At 73.3% G+C, this 14,665-nt stretch carries 15 protein-coding genes; 3 read left to right on the top strand and 12 right to left on the bottom strand.

The features are described 5' to 3' along the window. Positions 1-38: 38 nt before the first annotated feature. The 12 genes from ABZT17_RS33445 to ABZT17_RS33390 form a co-directional block, all read right to left on the bottom strand. Positions 39-1,343: an FAD-dependent oxidoreductase gene (locus ABZT17_RS33445; protein WP_356354481.1), complete on the bottom strand. Its 1,305-nt coding sequence runs from the start codon at positions 1,341-1,343 to the stop codon at positions 39-41. After that, entirely contained in the window at positions 1,340-2,836 is a 1,497-nt protein-coding gene (locus ABZT17_RS33440) for an aminotransferase class III-fold pyridoxal phosphate-dependent enzyme (RefSeq protein WP_356354479.1), read from the bottom strand. Before ABZT17_RS33440 ends, ABZT17_RS33445 begins: the two co-directional genes overlap by 4 nt. Positions 2,837-2,870: 34 nt before the next feature. Further along, positions 2,871-3,752: a methyltransferase domain-containing protein gene (locus tag ABZT17_RS33435; RefSeq protein ID WP_356354477.1), complete on the bottom strand. Its 882-nt coding sequence runs from the start codon at positions 3,750-3,752 to the stop codon at positions 2,871-2,873. Between the two features lie 35 nt (positions 3,753-3,787). Next, a complete protein-coding gene (locus ABZT17_RS33430; RefSeq protein WP_356354475.1) occupies positions 3,788-4,879 on the bottom strand; it encodes a type III polyketide synthase in 1,092 nt (363 codons plus the stop codon). Then, a complete protein-coding gene (locus tag ABZT17_RS33425) occupies positions 4,876-5,349 on the bottom strand; it encodes a hypothetical protein (RefSeq protein WP_356354473.1) in 474 nt (157 codons plus the stop codon). Before ABZT17_RS33425 ends, ABZT17_RS33430 begins: the two co-directional genes overlap by 4 nt. A gap of 10 nt (positions 5,350-5,359) precedes the next feature. Beyond that, positions 5,360-6,169 carry a bifunctional 2-polyprenyl-6-hydroxyphenol methylase/3-demethylubiquinol 3-O-methyltransferase UbiG gene (ubiG, locus tag ABZT17_RS33420; RefSeq protein WP_356354471.1) on the bottom strand — a complete coding sequence of 270 codons (810 nt, stop codon included), beginning with the start codon at positions 6,167-6,169 and terminating at the stop codon, positions 5,360-5,362. Then, on the bottom strand, positions 6,169-7,377 hold the full coding sequence (locus ABZT17_RS33415; RefSeq protein ID WP_356354469.1) for an acyl-CoA dehydrogenase family protein: 1,209 nt from the start codon (positions 7,375-7,377) through the stop codon (positions 6,169-6,171). The genes ubiG and ABZT17_RS33415 overlap by 1 nt, the downstream gene beginning before the upstream one ends. 5 nt (positions 7,378-7,382) lie before the next feature. Beyond that, positions 7,383-8,573, bottom strand: a complete 1,191-nt coding sequence (locus ABZT17_RS33410; RefSeq protein ID WP_356354467.1) for an acyl-CoA dehydrogenase family protein — start codon at positions 8,571-8,573, stop codon at positions 7,383-7,385. Next, entirely contained in the window at positions 8,570-8,851 is a 282-nt protein-coding gene (locus tag ABZT17_RS33405) for a hypothetical protein (protein WP_356354465.1), read from the bottom strand. The genes ABZT17_RS33410 and ABZT17_RS33405 overlap by 4 nt, the downstream gene beginning before the upstream one ends. Positions 8,852-8,936: 85 nt before the next feature. After that, positions 8,937-9,200: a phosphopantetheine-binding protein gene (locus ABZT17_RS33400; RefSeq protein WP_356354463.1), complete on the bottom strand. Its 264-nt coding sequence runs from the start codon at positions 9,198-9,200 to the stop codon at positions 8,937-8,939. Continuing rightward, entirely contained in the window at positions 9,197-10,690 is a 1,494-nt protein-coding gene (locus ABZT17_RS33395; protein WP_356354538.1) for an AMP-binding protein, read from the bottom strand. Before ABZT17_RS33395 ends, ABZT17_RS33400 begins: the two co-directional genes overlap by 4 nt. A gap of 47 nt (positions 10,691-10,737) precedes the next feature. Next, positions 10,738-11,781, bottom strand: coding sequence for a ketoacyl-ACP synthase III family protein (locus tag ABZT17_RS33390; protein WP_356354461.1), 1,044 nt, complete (start codon positions 11,779-11,781; stop codon positions 10,738-10,740). 207 nt (positions 11,782-11,988) lie between these two features. On the opposite strand from ABZT17_RS33390, the gene ABZT17_RS33385 reads away from it, so the two are divergent. The 3 genes from ABZT17_RS33385 to ABZT17_RS33375 all read left to right on the top strand — a co-directional run bounded on the left by ABZT17_RS33385 (position 11,989) and on the right by ABZT17_RS33375 (position 14,530). Continuing rightward, on the top strand, positions 11,989-13,524 hold the full coding sequence (locus ABZT17_RS33385) for an MFS transporter (protein WP_356354459.1): 1,536 nt from the start codon (positions 11,989-11,991) through the stop codon (positions 13,522-13,524). 77 nt (positions 13,525-13,601) lie between these two features. Continuing rightward, a complete protein-coding gene (locus tag ABZT17_RS33380; RefSeq protein ID WP_356354457.1) occupies positions 13,602-14,144 on the top strand; it encodes an SRPBCC family protein in 543 nt (180 codons plus the stop codon). Beyond that, a complete protein-coding gene (locus ABZT17_RS33375; RefSeq protein WP_356354455.1) occupies positions 14,141-14,530 on the top strand; it encodes a YrdB family protein in 390 nt (129 codons plus the stop codon). The genes ABZT17_RS33380 and ABZT17_RS33375 overlap by 4 nt, the downstream gene beginning before the upstream one ends. Positions 14,531-14,665: the final 135 nt, after the last annotated feature.

The raw sequence follows: 14,665 nt of genomic DNA, 5'->3' as shown, positions 1-14,665 counted from the left end.
ACCCGGCGGCCCGGCCGGACCCGCCGGCCGTGGCCGGGTCACAGCCGTGCCGCCGCTTCGTCGGCCGCCCGCTCACCGCTGAGCACACAGGCGTCGGCGAGCAGGCCCGCGGGGCCCACCCAGTCACCGGCGACGAAGACCCCGGACCGGCCGGGCACCCGGGGGCCCGGGCGTCCGGCCAGTCCGCCGGTGCGGGCCTCGGGTACGGCGGTCATGGTGGTGATGGCGGGCAGGAAGCGTTCATGGACCAGTACCTCCCGCCAGCCGGGCTGGCAGAGGTCGAGCAGCTCGTACAGCCGCTTGCGCACCTCGCTCGCGCCGAGCCCGCTCCCGTCGTCGTGGCGGACGAGGTGGAGCACGGCCCCGCCGTCCGGGGCGAGGCGCGCGGTGCGGGAGAAGACGGAGAGGTACAGGGGCTCGTCGACCCCGTAGACGAGGGAACGGTCCGGGGACGGAAGCCGGGAGAGGGCCACATCGAGACAGGCGGTACGGAGCGGCGCGGCGGGCACGCCGGGTCGGTTCGTCTGCTGGGGGGCGGACGACCGGCTCTCCTGACCCGCCCCGCTCAGCAGCCGTTCGGCCGCGGGGCGGGAGAGGCCCGCGAGGACCACCGAGCGGGTCCGGACGGACGGGCCGTCCGCGAGGGTGACGTGGGGGTGGGGGCCGCCCTCGACCGCGGTGACCCGGCCGGCCGTGCGCAGGTGTACGCCCAGGGTCCGGGCGCGGAGCGCGAGCGCGTCCACCAGGGTGCGCCAGCCTCCGTCGACATAGCCCACTCCGCGCCGTGCCTCGGCGAAGTGGGCCGCGAGGGCGTCGGCCGCGATCATGCCGGGGCGGCCGGTGTAGGCGCTGATGCGGAGTACGGCGAAGGCGGCCTCCCGGGCGCGTTCGGTGGGGAGGCGGTCGGCGAGCCAGGTGGCGGCGTCGAGGCCGGCCAGGGCGGGGCGGGCGCGGGAGAGGGCCAGCAGACGGGCCACGGCGAGGCGTTCGCGTGGGGAGAGCAGGGCGGTGCGCAGGAGGGGGCCGGGGGCGGCGTAGCCGGGGTGCAGGGTGCCGTCGCGCAGGGCCAGGGCGCCCGCGAGGTCGGGTTCGTGGGCCGGCACCCGGATGCCGAGGGCGTGCAGCCGGGTGCGGGTGGTGTGGTACAGGGCGCGCGGGCCGAGGTCGAGGCGGAAGCCGTGGTGGTCCGTGGTGCGAGCCCGGCCGCCGGGCTCGCCGCCCGCTTCCAGGAGCAGTACCCGGCCGGGACCGACGGTCCGGGCCAGGCGGACGGCGGTGACCAGGCCGGTGAGCCCGGCCCCGACGACCACGGCGTCCCAGCGCTCCTCGGCCCGCGCGCTCATGCCGCACCCGGGCCGGGCAGCACGAACGGGAAGCCGTGCCGGCCCAGTTCACGCGCCGAGTCGGTGACCGCGTCGACCAGGGCGTCCAGATCCTCGGTGGAGTGCGCCCCGCCGGTGAAGAGCATGGGCAGGCTGAGGGTGTAGAAGCCGCGCCGGCGCAGCATGAGCGTCAGCAGGAAGAACGCGATGGGGTTCACCGCTCCGGCGAACGTACGGTAGTCGTCGTAGCTCTCCCGCTCCAGGAAGCCGAACGAGCCGATGAAGTCGCCGAATCCGACCAGTCGCAGCGGGATGCCGGTCTCGGTGCGGAAGTCCGCCAGCCGGTCCTGGACGCGGGCGACCTTGGCCCGGGTCTCGGTGTAGTACGTGTCGCGCCGCTCGTGCAGCAGCCGCAGGCTCGCGTACGAGGCGCACAGCGCCAGGTGGTTGCCGGCGTGGGTGGTCTGCACACAGGTCTTGCGGCCGATGTCGGTCAGCGGCAGCCCGGAGGTCTGGGTGTGGTCGAGCAGGGCCGCCTTGCCGGCGACCGCGGACAGCGGCAGACCGAGGCCGCTGAGGACCTTGCCGTAGGTGTACAGGTCGGCTTCCAGGCCGAAGTACTCGGCGGCGCCTCCGGGGCCGTAGCGGAAACCGGTGAGGACCTCGTCCAGGACGAACGGGACGCGCAGGGCCCGGCAGCGCTCGGAGACGGTCCTCAGCAGCGGGACGGTGTGCTCGACGAAGGGGAAGGACGAGGAGGCCGCCTCGGTGATCACACAGGCCAGCTCGTTCTTGTGACGCTCTATCAACTCCACAGCGCGTACCGGGTCGTTGGGCAGCACCAGTAGGTCGCGCGGGTCGGCCACGGGGACGCCGGTGAGCGCGGACTGGCGCTCGATGCCGCCGTCGGGCGCGTTGCCGGGGAAGGGGTGGGTGGGGTGGCCGTGGTACCAGAAGGCCGTGTTGTGCATGCCGAGGTCGTGCACCCCGTGCAGGGCGCCCTCGAACTTGGCGACCATCCGGCGGCCGGTGTGCGCGCGGGCGAGCCGGATGGCCGCGGCGGTGGCGTCGGTACCGGAGTTGAGGAACGCGAACTTCTCGCAGTGCGGCACCAACTCGCCGAGCAGATCGACCAGTTGACTCTCCACCGGGGTGCAGTAGCCGTTGCCGGTGGTGGTGGCCAGCTGCTCGCGGACGTACTCCACGACCGGTTCGGGGCTGTGCCCGTGCAGGGCCTGGGCACCGAAGCCGAGATGGCAGTCGGTGTAGGTGTTGCCGTCGGCGTCGACGATACGGCTGCCGTGCGCCTCGGTCACCTGGAGCGGGAACTGCGGGGAGTGGAAGGGCCAGAAGACATGGGTGGCGGCGTCGCGGGCGCGCAGTCGCTCGGTGGCGGCGGCCGAGGCGCGTTGGCGTTCGGCGAGCTCGGTGAACAGGTCGATGAGCCACTGCTGGGAGAGCAGGTCGGCGACCAGGGCCTCGACGGACGCCGCGGGAGCGGCAGTTGTCGTCATCGTCAGCTCCAGGAGGGCGGGAGAGGTCGGGTGGTCAGCTGGGTTTGGTCGCGCGCAGCACGCCGTAGCGCATCACGTCGCGCTCGTAGGCCTGCTTCATCAGCGGTACGGAGTTGAGGAACCGGAAGATGTCCATGCCCTTGGCGCGTACCAGCCGCCAGATGACGGAGGGGTCGCGGACCACGGGCTTGACGATGTCGGTGGACAGCTTCCAGGTGTCCCACACCCTCGGGGACCAGTCGGCGGTGCGTACGTCGGTGAGCCCCAGCTCCTCGGCGAGGGCGCGGTAGGCGTCGAGGGGCAGGACGTGGGAGACGACGAAGTCGCGGTAGATGCGCTGCAGCAACCGTGTCTCGTCGGGGGCGAGTCGCTCGTCGCGGGCGCACCAGGTGGCGACCAGGAGGGTGCCGCCGGGCTTGAGGACGCGCCGGCACTCGGCCAGGAACGCCTTCTTGTCCGGCATCAGTTCACAGCTCTCCAGCGCCCAGACGAGGTCGAAGGTGTCGTCGGGGTAGTCGGTGTGCATGGCGTCGACCAGCCGGAAGCTGGTGCGGTCGGTGACGTCGGCCTCGGCGGCCTTGGCCTCGGCGCGGGTGATCTGCTCCGCGCTGATGGTGATGCCGTCGACCGTGCAGCCCAGCCGGCCGGCGAGATGGACGGCGGAGGCGCCGATACCGCAGCCGGCGTCCAGGACGCGGGCGCCGGCGGGCACCGGTCCGAACGCGATCAGCTCCTCGACCAGGCGGACCTGGGCGGCGTGCCGGCCGGGGTCGGGCTCGCCCTCGGCCCAGTAGCCGTGGTGGATGTGCTCGCCCCACAGGTCCTCGTAGAGGTCGATGAGTCCGTCGTAGTGGTCCTTGATCGCCGCGGTGAGGTCCGGAGTGGACCAGCGCGGCTGGAGTGCGCTCGTCGTCATGGCGGGTGGTCCCTCGGTTCGTGGGTGTGACGGGGTCAGAAGCGGACGAGCGCCGACTCCATGGTCAGTCCGGGCCCGAAGGCCATGAGCACGGCGTGTTCGCCGGGTGCGGGGCGAGCGTCGCGCAGGATCCGTTCGAGGATCAGCAGGATGGTGGCCGAGGAGCAGTTGCCGTGTTCGGCCAGCACGGCCCGGGACGAGGCGAGTTGACGATCCGTCAGATCGAGCTTCTCGCCGACGAAGTCGATGATCTTCGGGCCGCCGGGGTGCACGCCCCAGTGGGCGACGTCACCCGCGTCGAGACCGTGCGGGGCGAGCAGCCGCTTGACGAACGGCTCGATGCTCTCGGCGAGGTAGAACGGCACGTACGGGGAGAGCGTCATCCGGAACGCCAGGTCCTCGATGTGCCAGCTCATGGCGTGCAGGGTCTCGGGGTGGGTCTCGGTGTGGGTGCCGAGGAAGACCGGTCCCGGCCCGCCGTCGTCGGCGGCGAGCAGCGTCATCGCGCCGGCGTCCCCGAACAGGGCGTTGACGACGGCCTGTTCGGCCGTGTACTCGGGGCGCTGGTGGACCGAGCAGACCTCGGCGGAGCCGGCCAGCACCAGTTCGCCGGGGCGGGCGGCCAGGGCGTCGAAGGCAGTCTTGAGCACGTTGAACGCGGCGTTGCAGCCCATGTGCCCGATGAAGGTGCGCCGCAGGTCCTGGCGCAGCCCGAACTCCTTGGCGAGCAGGATGTCCGGGGTGGGGCCGACGTATCCGGTGCAGCTCGCCAGCACGAACGTGCCGACCCTGTCGCGGTCCTCGGCCGCCTCCAGCACCCCGCCGACGGTGCGGCGGCTCATGGCGAGGACGTTCTCCTCCCAGGCGGCCATGCGGGGTTTGATCGGCGGGAAGCCGTCGGCGTAGGCGGTGCGCGGGTCCCAAGCCATGTGCCGCTGGGTCACCCCGGAGCCGCGGAAGATCTCCTCGGCCTTCGGCACGTCCTTGAACATCTCGCGGTAGTGGTCCTCGAAGGCGTCGCGCTGTGTCACGACGGTCTCGGGCGCCGCGGTGCGCAGCGCGAGCAGCCGGGCCGCCCCGCGGGTGGTGTGCCCTGCGGCGGCCGGTGCCCCGGTCGGCGCCGTCATGCCGACGCCCCGGACTCGACGCGCTCCTTGATGGCGGCGAGGAAGCCCTCGGTGACCTGGTCGCTCTGCTGGCGGGCGAAGGGCTCCACGAGCGGCAGCACCACGGGCGCGATGTCGACGTCCGCCTCGGAGCGGGTGTCGATCTCCAGGTAGGTGGTGTCGGGACCGCTGCCGGGGGTGGTGCGGAACTCGCCCCAGGAACGGAAGTTGTGCTCGCCGACCGGCTCCCAGGCGATCCGGGCCGGGTCGGCGGTGTGGAAGCGGGTGCGGTGGTCGGGGGTGTGGCTGACGGCGCCGTTGGAGAGGGTGGTCAGCACGTAGTGGTAGACGTCGTCGCCCTCGGCGGTGAGGCTTTCCACGCCGGGCATCAGCAGGCCGCAGCCGACGACGTCCAGAAGGAGCGCGCGCACGGCGGCCGGGTCGGCCTTCACTTCGATGCCGGCCACGCTGGCGGAACGTATGGAGACCATGGTGTGTCCTTCACGGGGTGCTTCGTTTGACGGCGTGGCCGATGTAGCTGGCCGAGAGGTCACCGGTGAGGGCGAACTCGCCCAGCCGGCGGTGGCGCAGCAGCGAGGGGATCAGCGCGGGCAGCGGGCGGGCGGGGCCGAGTCCGTGGGTCTCCTCCAGGACGAGGTCGACGTCGTAGAGGAGACCGCGCAGTTCGCGCGGGCGGATGAACATGTTCCAGTTGTGGGTGCCCGGTTTGATGATGCCGAGCAGCTTCTCGGCCACCAGGATGAGCAGCAGATAGCTGCGGGCGGTGCGGTTGACCGTGTCGAACAGGAGCACCCCGCCGGGGATGAGCAGCCGGTCGATCTCGGTGAGGGCGGCGCGCAGGTCGTGGAAGTGCTCCAGCACGTCGGAGGCGACCACGGCCTCGGCGCTGCCGTCCGGCAGCCCGGTCGCGTAGGCGGAGCCGACGAGGTAGTCCACCTCGACACCGGACGCCGCCGCGTGCCGCCGGGCGGCCTCGACGGTGCCCGGGGACAGGTCGACGCCGGTGACCCGGTAGCCCCGGGCGGCGAGGTTCTCGGCTACCAGTCCGCCGCCGCAGCCGAGGTCGACGACCCGGAGGGTGTGCGCGGGACGGCCGGGGAAACGGGACCTGAGGACCCGGTGGAAGTAGCCGGTGCGCGCGGGGTTCATCTCGTGCAGGGCGCGCAGCGGGCCCTCGGTGTCCCACCAGTCGTCGCCGACCCGCTCGTAGTAGTCGTTGTCGATCCGGACCCGGTCGGGGTCCAGGGCGCCGCTGCGGCCGGAGGCCGCGGAAGCCGCGGAGGTCGTCATCACACCCACCTCGGGGTCTCGACCGGGCTGATGCCCAGGGCCGCCTTGCCGATGAACTCGCGGGCCATGTCGTTGCTGAAGGGCAGCAGCGGGCCCGCCTTGACGTCCCGCCAGATCTGGCCGATGCGGGAGCCGTCCCGGATGCCGGAGCCGCCGATGACCTCGAAGGCGGTCGCGACGACGTGCTCGGCCTCGTTGGTGATGTAGTACTTGGGCACACAGGTGTCGGCGACGAACGCCGGCAGGTCCTCGCCGGGGTCCACGTGCCGGGTGGCGTACTCCGTGAGCAGGGCCGTCATGGTGGCCAGCGAGGAGCGCATCCGGGCCACGGCGAACTGGATGCCGGGCAGCTTGGCCAGGTCGGCGACGGCCGTGGTGGACCGGCCGCGGGTGCGCTCCACCGCGAGCCCGTACGCCCGCTCGGCCAGGCCCAGGAAGACGGCCGCGAAGCAGTAGTGGCCCCACTGCTGACGGGCCATCACGAACAGCGGGGTCAGTCCGTCGGGGAACACCGAGTCGTCCGCGTCGACGTGCAGGCCGTCCAGCTTCAGGGAGTGGGAGCCGGTCATCGGCAGCGCGAACCCGCTCCACCTCGACACCACGTCGATGCCGTGCTCGGGCTTCTCGACGAAGAACGCCGCGAGGTTGAACGGCGGTTCGAGGTGCTCGTCGTCGAGGCCGGCGGTGAGCACCAGGTGGGTGGCGGCGTCGTAGCCGGTGGCGAAGTGCTTGAGGCCGTCGAGGACGAACCCGTCCGGGGTGCGCCGGGCGGTCGTCGAGGGCCGGGTCCAGTTGCCGCCCGAGCCCTCGTCGGTGAACGGGCCGACGACGAACGCCCCGTCCCGTACCGCGCCGAACATCCGCTCCCGTACGGCCGCCGAGAGGTCGCTGCGCATCGAGCCGGTGAGCACGGCGTGGATGGCGAGGGTGAACGCGGTGGAGCCGCAGCCGCCCGCGATGATCCGCAGCAGCCGGGTGTTCTCCTCCAGGGTGGCCTCGAAACCGCCGAGGTCACGCGGCACGTTGACGGCGGTGATGCCGGACTCCACGAGGTCATGGATGTTGCGGCCGATGAACTCCCCGGCCTCGTAGCCCTGTTGAGCACGCTCCTCGAAGCGGGCGGCCAGGAGGCGCGCGGTGTCCTCCAACTCGGCCCAGCGGGCGGCGCGTCCGGCGTCGGTGACCGGCTGCTCTGCGACGGTGGCCATGGCGTTCAGCCCTCCCATCGGGGTTCGGCGAAGACCGGTACGCCCAGGGCGTGCTTGCCCGCCCACTCGGCGGTGACATCGGAGTTCGGCGGGACCAGCAGTCCGGCGACCACGTCCCGGTAGGCGCGTTGCAGCGGGTGGCCGGAGAGCAGGGCCGAGCCGCCCTGGACCTGCATCGCGAGCACCACCACCTCGTGGGCGAGGCGGCACACGCTGTTCTTCATCACGCTCATCTCGATGTAGTGGCCGAGCGGATCGGCGGCGATCGCGGTGTCGTGGTCGGCGCGCACGGCCTGGTAGAGGTGGGCCTCGGCCGCGGCGAGCCGGGTGCGCATCTCGGCGACCCGGAACTGCACACCGGGCAGATGGGCCACGGTCCGGTCCAGGACGTGCAGGGTGCGCCCGCGCTGTTCGGTGACCACCCGGTCCAGGGCGCCGCGGGCGATGCCGAGGAAGACGGAGGCGAAGCTGCACCACGCCCAGTGGACGCCCTGCATGAACATCAGCGGTAGCGCGCCCGGCCGGCCCACCATCCGGTCCTCGGCGACGAAGAGACCGTCCAGGAGCAGCGAGTGGCTGCCGGTGGCCCGCATTCCGGCCGCGTCCCACTCGGCGGTGACCGTGACACCGCGCTCGGGCCTCGGCACCAGGAAGCCGACCGGCTCGGGCAGCCCGCGGTCGTCGGTGCGGGCGGCGGACAGGAAGAGCAGGTCGGCGGCCGGGTAGCCGGTGAAGAAGCCCTTGCGGCCGCTGAGCACGTAACCGCCCGTGACCGGTTCGGCCCTGGTGGTCGGGTGCCACCAGTTGCCGCCGACGCCGGGCTCGCTGAAACCGCCCGCGATGACGGCGCCCTCGTGGGCGATGGCGTGGTAGGCCCGCTCGGCGGCCGGACCGCCGATGCCGGCGATCATCGCGATGCCGTGGACGTGCATGTTGACCGCGAAGGCCGTGCTCGCACAGCCGGCCGCGAGGGTCTCCTGCGCCCGGCACAGCTCCCTCAGGTCCGCTCCCCCGCCGCCGTGCTCGCGCGGCACGGTCATCGCGGTGTAGCCGCAGGAGACGAGTTCGGCGAAGTTCTCGTGCGGGAAGCTGCTCTCGGCGTCGTGCGCGGCGGCCCGTCCGGCGAACCGGCCGGCCAGTTCGCCGGCGAGGGCCACGTAGTCGGTGCGCGCGGGCGCGTCCTGGGTGACGGTCATCGTGCGCTCCCCGCCACCAGGGGCCGCGGGAGCTGTTCGGGCAGCACCGTGCTCAGGTAGCGGACGAGGCTGCCCACCGTGTCGCCCTCGGCGCGGCTGGCCATGGCCAGCCAGTCGGCGATCTCGACCTCCCCGTACACCTCCCGGATGCGCTCGAAGAGTTCGGCGAGTTCCACCGAGTCCAGGCCGAGGTCACCGGTGAGCCGGGAGCGCTCGGTGACCTGCCGGCCCGCCGTCTCGGGGCGTACGGCGGCGAGTTGTTCGATCAGGGTCGTCATGAGGGCCTCAGCCCGGTCGTCCTGCACATCCACTCCTGAAACCAAAGGGATCAACGAAGTCCGTTGCCGGCGTACGCCCGTCGGGTCACGCCGCCGTGCGTCCGCCCCGGCAGCGCTCGACCAGGGCCCAGAGGGTGGCCGGCGTGTCGAAGACGCCGGGCGTCAGCTCCTCGTCGGGGATCTTGATGCCGTAGGAGTTCTCCAGCCGGATCAGCACCTCGACCGTGGCGAGGGAGTCGAGGCCGACCGGCTTCAGGCGTACGTCCGCCCGGACCTCGCCCTGTTCGGCGAGCCTGGGGAGCGCGTCCTTCAGCAGCTCCTCGTAGGACTCGTCCCAGTGCTCGCTCATGTCTCCTCCAGGTACGCCCTCAGGCGCTTGCGGTCGGTCTTGCCGTTCGGGGTGAGCGGCAGCGCCGGCAGGACATGGCACACGTCGGGCACCTTCGCCGCCTCCAGGCGCTCGCCGAGCTGTTCCAGCACCAGCGCCGAGGTCGGCTCGCCGACCGTGAACAGCACCATGTCGCGGCCGTCCTCGGGGACCAGCAGGGCGGCCTCCCGGACGCCGGGCACATCGAGGGCGGCGGCCTCGATCTCGATGGCGCTCATCCGGTGCCCGCGCCGCTTGAACAGGTCGTCGCGGCGGCCCTGGAAGTAAAGGTGTCCGTCCTCGTCGAGCCGGCCGTAGTCCCCGGTGTGCAGGGTGACCACGCCGTCCGGGCCGGTGCGGAAGCGCAGGGCCGTGGGCTCGGGGGCCCGCCAGTACCCGGCCATGACGTGCGGTCCGCGGACCGCGATCTCGCCGGTCTCGCCGGGCGGCAGCGCCCGGCCCCGCTCGTCCAGGACGAGCACCTCGGTGCCGGGCAGGGCGGGGCCGACCGAGCCGGGCTTGGCGAGGTCGCCGTCCGGCTCCAGGATGGTCATCCGCTTGCACTCGGTGGTGCCGAACATCGGTGCCACCTTGGCGCCCGGGAAACGCTCCCGCAGCTGTGCGATGAGCGGCGCGTTCAGGGCGGCACCGGTGTTGGTGAACAGCCGCACCCGGGTGGGCCGGTCGTCGCGCAGGGTGAGCCGGACCAGGACCTCGCCGAGCGAGGGCACCAGCGGCAGCACGGTCGCGCCGTGCTCCCGGGCGTAGCCGAGCAGCCGGGTGTGCTCGTCGGCGTCGGACAGCAGCAGCTCCGCCCCGGCCAGCGCGGAGAGCAGGGCCTGGTAGAGGCCGTAGTCGAAGGAGAGCGGTACGGCGGTCAGCACCACGTCGTCCGGCCGGTACTCCAGGCGGGCCTGGATGGCACGGGCCGCGAAGGCGACGGGGGCGTGCGGACAGGCCACCGCCTTGGGCGCGGAGGTGGAGCCGGAGGTGTAGATGAGCAGGGCGAGCCGGTCGGCGGGGACCGGGCGGGCGGGGCCCGCGGGCGCGTCGGCGGGCTCGAAGTCGAAGTCGTCGAGGGTGAGTACGGTCGCCTCGGCGGGCCAGGGCACGCCGTCGGCGGCGGTGGCCTCGGCCGGGGTGGTCACCACCAGCACCGGTTCGGCGTCGGCCAGCACGGACTTCAGGTGGTAGCCGCGCATGCCCCGGCCGATCGGCACGAAGGTGGCGCCGTGCCGCCAGGTGCCGTACATGAGGGCGAGGAACTCGCAGACGCTGCCGATCCGGGCGAGCACCCGGTCGCCGGGGCGGACGCCGAGCGTGCCGAGGCGCTGTTCCACGGCGCGGGCGGCGGCGTCGAGATGGCCGTAGCTCCAGCCCTTGGCGCGGTCGCGGACGGCGGGCGCGGACGGCCTGAGGGCGGCGGCGCGGCCCAGGAACACCTCGGCCGCGTTCTCGACGGCGGAATCCACGAAGGTGGTGGCCGGCAGCGTGGTGCGGCCGGGAGCGGCGAAGGTGGTCACGGTGTCTCCGTGGGGTCGGTGCCGTAGTCGGGCTCCTCGGTGATCTCCAGGACGGCGCAGGTGCAGGTGAAACCCGAACCGCCGCCGACGAGCAGGACCTTGTCCCCGGCGTGGACCGCGCCGGTCGCCAGGAGGTGGTCGAGGCCGGCCGTCTGGTCGCCGGCGCCGAGGTGGCCGGCCTGGCGGGCGAAGTCCCAGCTGGACCTGGCGAGCGGGACGCCGAGCGCCGCCACCTGCCAGTCCATCCGGCCGCGTCCGGAGGCGGGCACCACCGCCCGGGCCACGGACCCCATGTCGGTGTCCGCCTCGGCGAGGGCCTGGGCGACCGCGCCGCGCACGGTGGTGGCGAGCTTCTCGGTCGCCTCGCGCATGCTGCCGCCGCGTTGCACGAACTGCTGGAGCCGGCCCGACACGTCGAGCGGTTCGGTGGTGGGGTGCGGGTGGAAGCCGTCGCCGCGGACCACGGCCTCCAGGGAGTTGTCGGCCCGGGTCACGCTGGACAGCAGCCGGGCGAAGCCGCCCCGGCGGGAGAGCAGCAGCGCGGTGCCGCCGTCGCCGTAGACATAGCCGGACTCGCTGGTCCAGCGGTGCAGCCGGGGCTCGCCGAACCGGTCGGCGGAGGTGACCACGCCGGCCGCGGTGGGTCCGGCGCTCGCGAGATGGCGGGCCACGGTCTCCAGGCCGGCGAGACCCCCGTTGCACTCCTGGTGCAGGCCGAACGCCGTGACGTGCGAACCGACGGAGTGCTCGGCGATGTAGGACGCGGCGGGCCACATCTCGCGGCCCTGGAACCAGATGCTGGCGTGCACGAGCAGTTCCACGTCGGCGGGGTCGACGCCGGAGCGCTTGAGCGCGGTGGTGGCCGCCTGGACGGCCATGTCCGCGGGCGCGGTGTCCTCGTCCGCGACCCGCACGGACTCCAGGTCGTCGGCGGCGGCCTGCTCCGGGTCGTAGCGGCCGTCCCGAACTGCCGACTGCGCGGTGACCGGCGCCGGGAGCCAGACCCCGGTGCCCGCCACGTAAAGCCCTTCCCAGCGCATGGGCCTCCCCTTTGTCCGTTCGTCGTTGACTGGGTCCGCCGGAAATGCTCCGCAGCGCTGCTTTGGCCCCGCTAAACCCCCTGCCGACGGCCGTCGGCCACTGATCACGACCGCCTGGGCGCAAGCGGGGCTTCAGCGTCCGCGTCGAGGCTGCCGCCGGGCGCGCGCTCGCGCCGCCCGCTCAGCGAGCGCGACGGAAGGACCGTGATGCAGACCTACGAGACCGCGCCACCGGCCGGCGCCGAACGGCCCGCCGATCCACGGCGCTGGTGGATCCTCGCCGTGCTGTCCCTGGCCCTGTTCGTGATCATCCTCAACAACGGCCTGCTCAACGTCGCCCTGCCCAGCGTGATGCGGGACCTGCACGCCGGCATCGGGACGACCCAGTGGATCGTCGACTGCTACGCGCTGGTCTTCGCGGCCTGTCTGCTCACCGCGGGCACGCTCTCCGACCGGTACGGCCGCAGGCGGGCCACGCTGCTCGGCGTCGTCCTGTTCGGGGCGGGCAGCCTCGTCGCGCTCACCGCGCACGGCGCGGCCCAGCTCGCCGCGGCCCGGGCCGTGATGGGGGCGGCCGCGGCGCTGGTCATGCCGGGCACCCTGTCGATCCTGGTCGATGTCTTCCCGGAGCGGGAGCGGCAGCGCGCGATCGCCGTGTGGGGCAGCACCTCCGCGCTGGGGGTGGCCGCGGGGCCGGTGCTCGGCGGCACCCTGGTCGCCCACTTCTGGTGGGGCTCGGTGTTCGTGGTGAACCTGCTGCCGGTGGCGGTCGTGCTGGTGGCCGGGTTCCTGCTGCTGCCGGAGTCGAAGGCGGCCGTGCCGCGCCGGTGGGACCCGGTGGGCGCACTGCTGGGCGCCGCCGCCATGGCGGGCGCGGTGTACGGCGCGATCCACGCCTCGGGCGAGGGGTGGACGTCGGCGCCGGTGCTGGGGGCGTTCGGCGGGGCGCTGGTGGCGGGGGCGGCGTTCGCCGCGTGGGAGCGCCGGCATCCGAGTCCGATGGTGGACTTCGCGCTGCTGCGCAGGCCCGTCTTCCTGGGTGCGAGCGCGGGGAACATGCTGCTGTTCAGCGGGCTGGCCGGCACGCTCTTCGTGCTGACGCAGTATCTGCAGTTCGCCCTGGGCTACGGCCCGTTGCGGGCCGGCCTCGCCATCGCGCCGGTCGCGGTCGCCGTCGGCCTCGGCTCGGCCGCCTCCCCGTGGCTCACCCGCACCACCGGCCCGCGCGGCAGTGTGACCACGGGCCTCGTGCTCTGTGCCGCGGGTGTCCTGACACTGGCCGGGGCCGGCGCCTACCCCGGGATCCTGACCGGGCTCGCGCTCATGGGTGTCGGCGTCGGCCTCGCCCTGTCGCCGACGACGGACACCGTGATGACGCTGGTGCCGGCCGAACGCTCCGGCAACGCGGCCGCGTTGAACGACACGATGCAGGAGCTGGGCAACGCCCTGGGGGTGGCCGTGGTCGGCACCGTGCTGTCCCGGGAGTCGGGCGGGCACGGCGCCGCCGGCCTGCCGGGCGCCCGGTTCGGGGGCGCGGCCACGGCCGGGTTCGAGACGGCGGCCGGGATCGTCGCGCTGGGCGCCGTCTTCGCCCTGGTGCTGCTGCCGGGCCCGGTGAGGCGCGGTTTAGGCCAAGGTGCTTCGCGTGGTGCGGTCGTGGGCAAGGCTGTGCCGGGGGATCCGGCACCGCACGACAGCTTTGCGCACGAGGCCCCCGTACGACAGGCCGCCGACCGCCCGTGAAGCGCCCACGACCGTCCGATCCGTCCCGCACCGCACGCGTGCCCGATCCGACCGACCTCTCGACCGAAGGTGACACCATGCCCGTCGCAGCACGCTCGTTACTGGGCCGCGTCCTGTACACCGGCCCCTCGCTCGCCACGCTCCACCAGCGGTACGCCAAGGGGGACCGCATCGACGACCGGGCGCCCGTCGTCGCCTCCGGCCGGGTGCGGATCGAGGCGCCGCCGGCCGAGGTGTGGCGGCTGCTGCACGATCTGCCCGGCTGGCCCTCGTGGGTGCCGCGGGTCTCCCATGTGCGCCAGGGGCCCGGCGGCACCGTCCCCGACGAGTGGTTCCGCTGGAAGCTGGGCGGGATGTCCATCAAATCGACGCTGGCCGTGGTCGATCCGGGGCGTGAGCTGTGCTGGACCGGCGTCCTGGCCGGCACCCGCGCGGTACACCGCTTCCGGCTGACCGCGAGCGAGGACGGCCGGGCCACCGACGTGGTGTCCGAGGAGTCCATCGGGGGACCGCTGATCGCGCTGTACTTCCCCAGCGACAAGCTGCGCCGGGTGCTCCAGGACTGGCTCGGCGCCCTGAAGTGCACCGCCGAGGTGCGGACCGCGGAGGTCTCCCGGTGAATCCCGTGACGCTGGCGCTCGCCAACAACGGCGTCCTGCTCGGTGTGCGCTTCCTGCTGGAGATCGTGTCGTTGGCGTGCTTCGCCGTCTGGGCCTGGCGGGTCACGCCGGGCCCGTGGCGCTGGCTCGCGGTCGTCGTGGTGCCGGTGGTCCTGGCGTGGGCGTGGGGCACCTTCACCGTGCCGCACGACCCGTCCCGGTCCGGCCAGAGCGATGTCCACACCCCGGGCCCGGTCAGGCTGGTGCTCGAACTCGCCGTGTTCTTCGGCGCGGTGGCCGCGCTGTACCACGCCCGGCTGCGGCGCGCGGCCCGCTGGTTGCTCGTGGTCATGGTGGCGTACCAGATCCTCGCCTACGACCGTATCGGCTGGCTGCTGAGCCACTGACGCGCGGCCGGTCCCGCACCGACAGCCGTGCGGCGGGCGTCCCCCGCTGATCTCCGTCGTGGCTGAGCTGGGCTACCAGCGAGCCGTTCACGCGCTCATGGCGGACGTCGCTGCCTCGGGTGGCGGAGAGGAAGC

Origin of the sequence: Streptomyces sp. NPDC005648, from assembly GCF_040605395.1 — a bacterium.
GTDB lineage: Bacteria > Actinomycetota > Actinomycetes > Streptomycetales > Streptomycetaceae > Streptomyces.
This window is presented reverse-complemented; position numbering and strand designations above follow the sequence as displayed.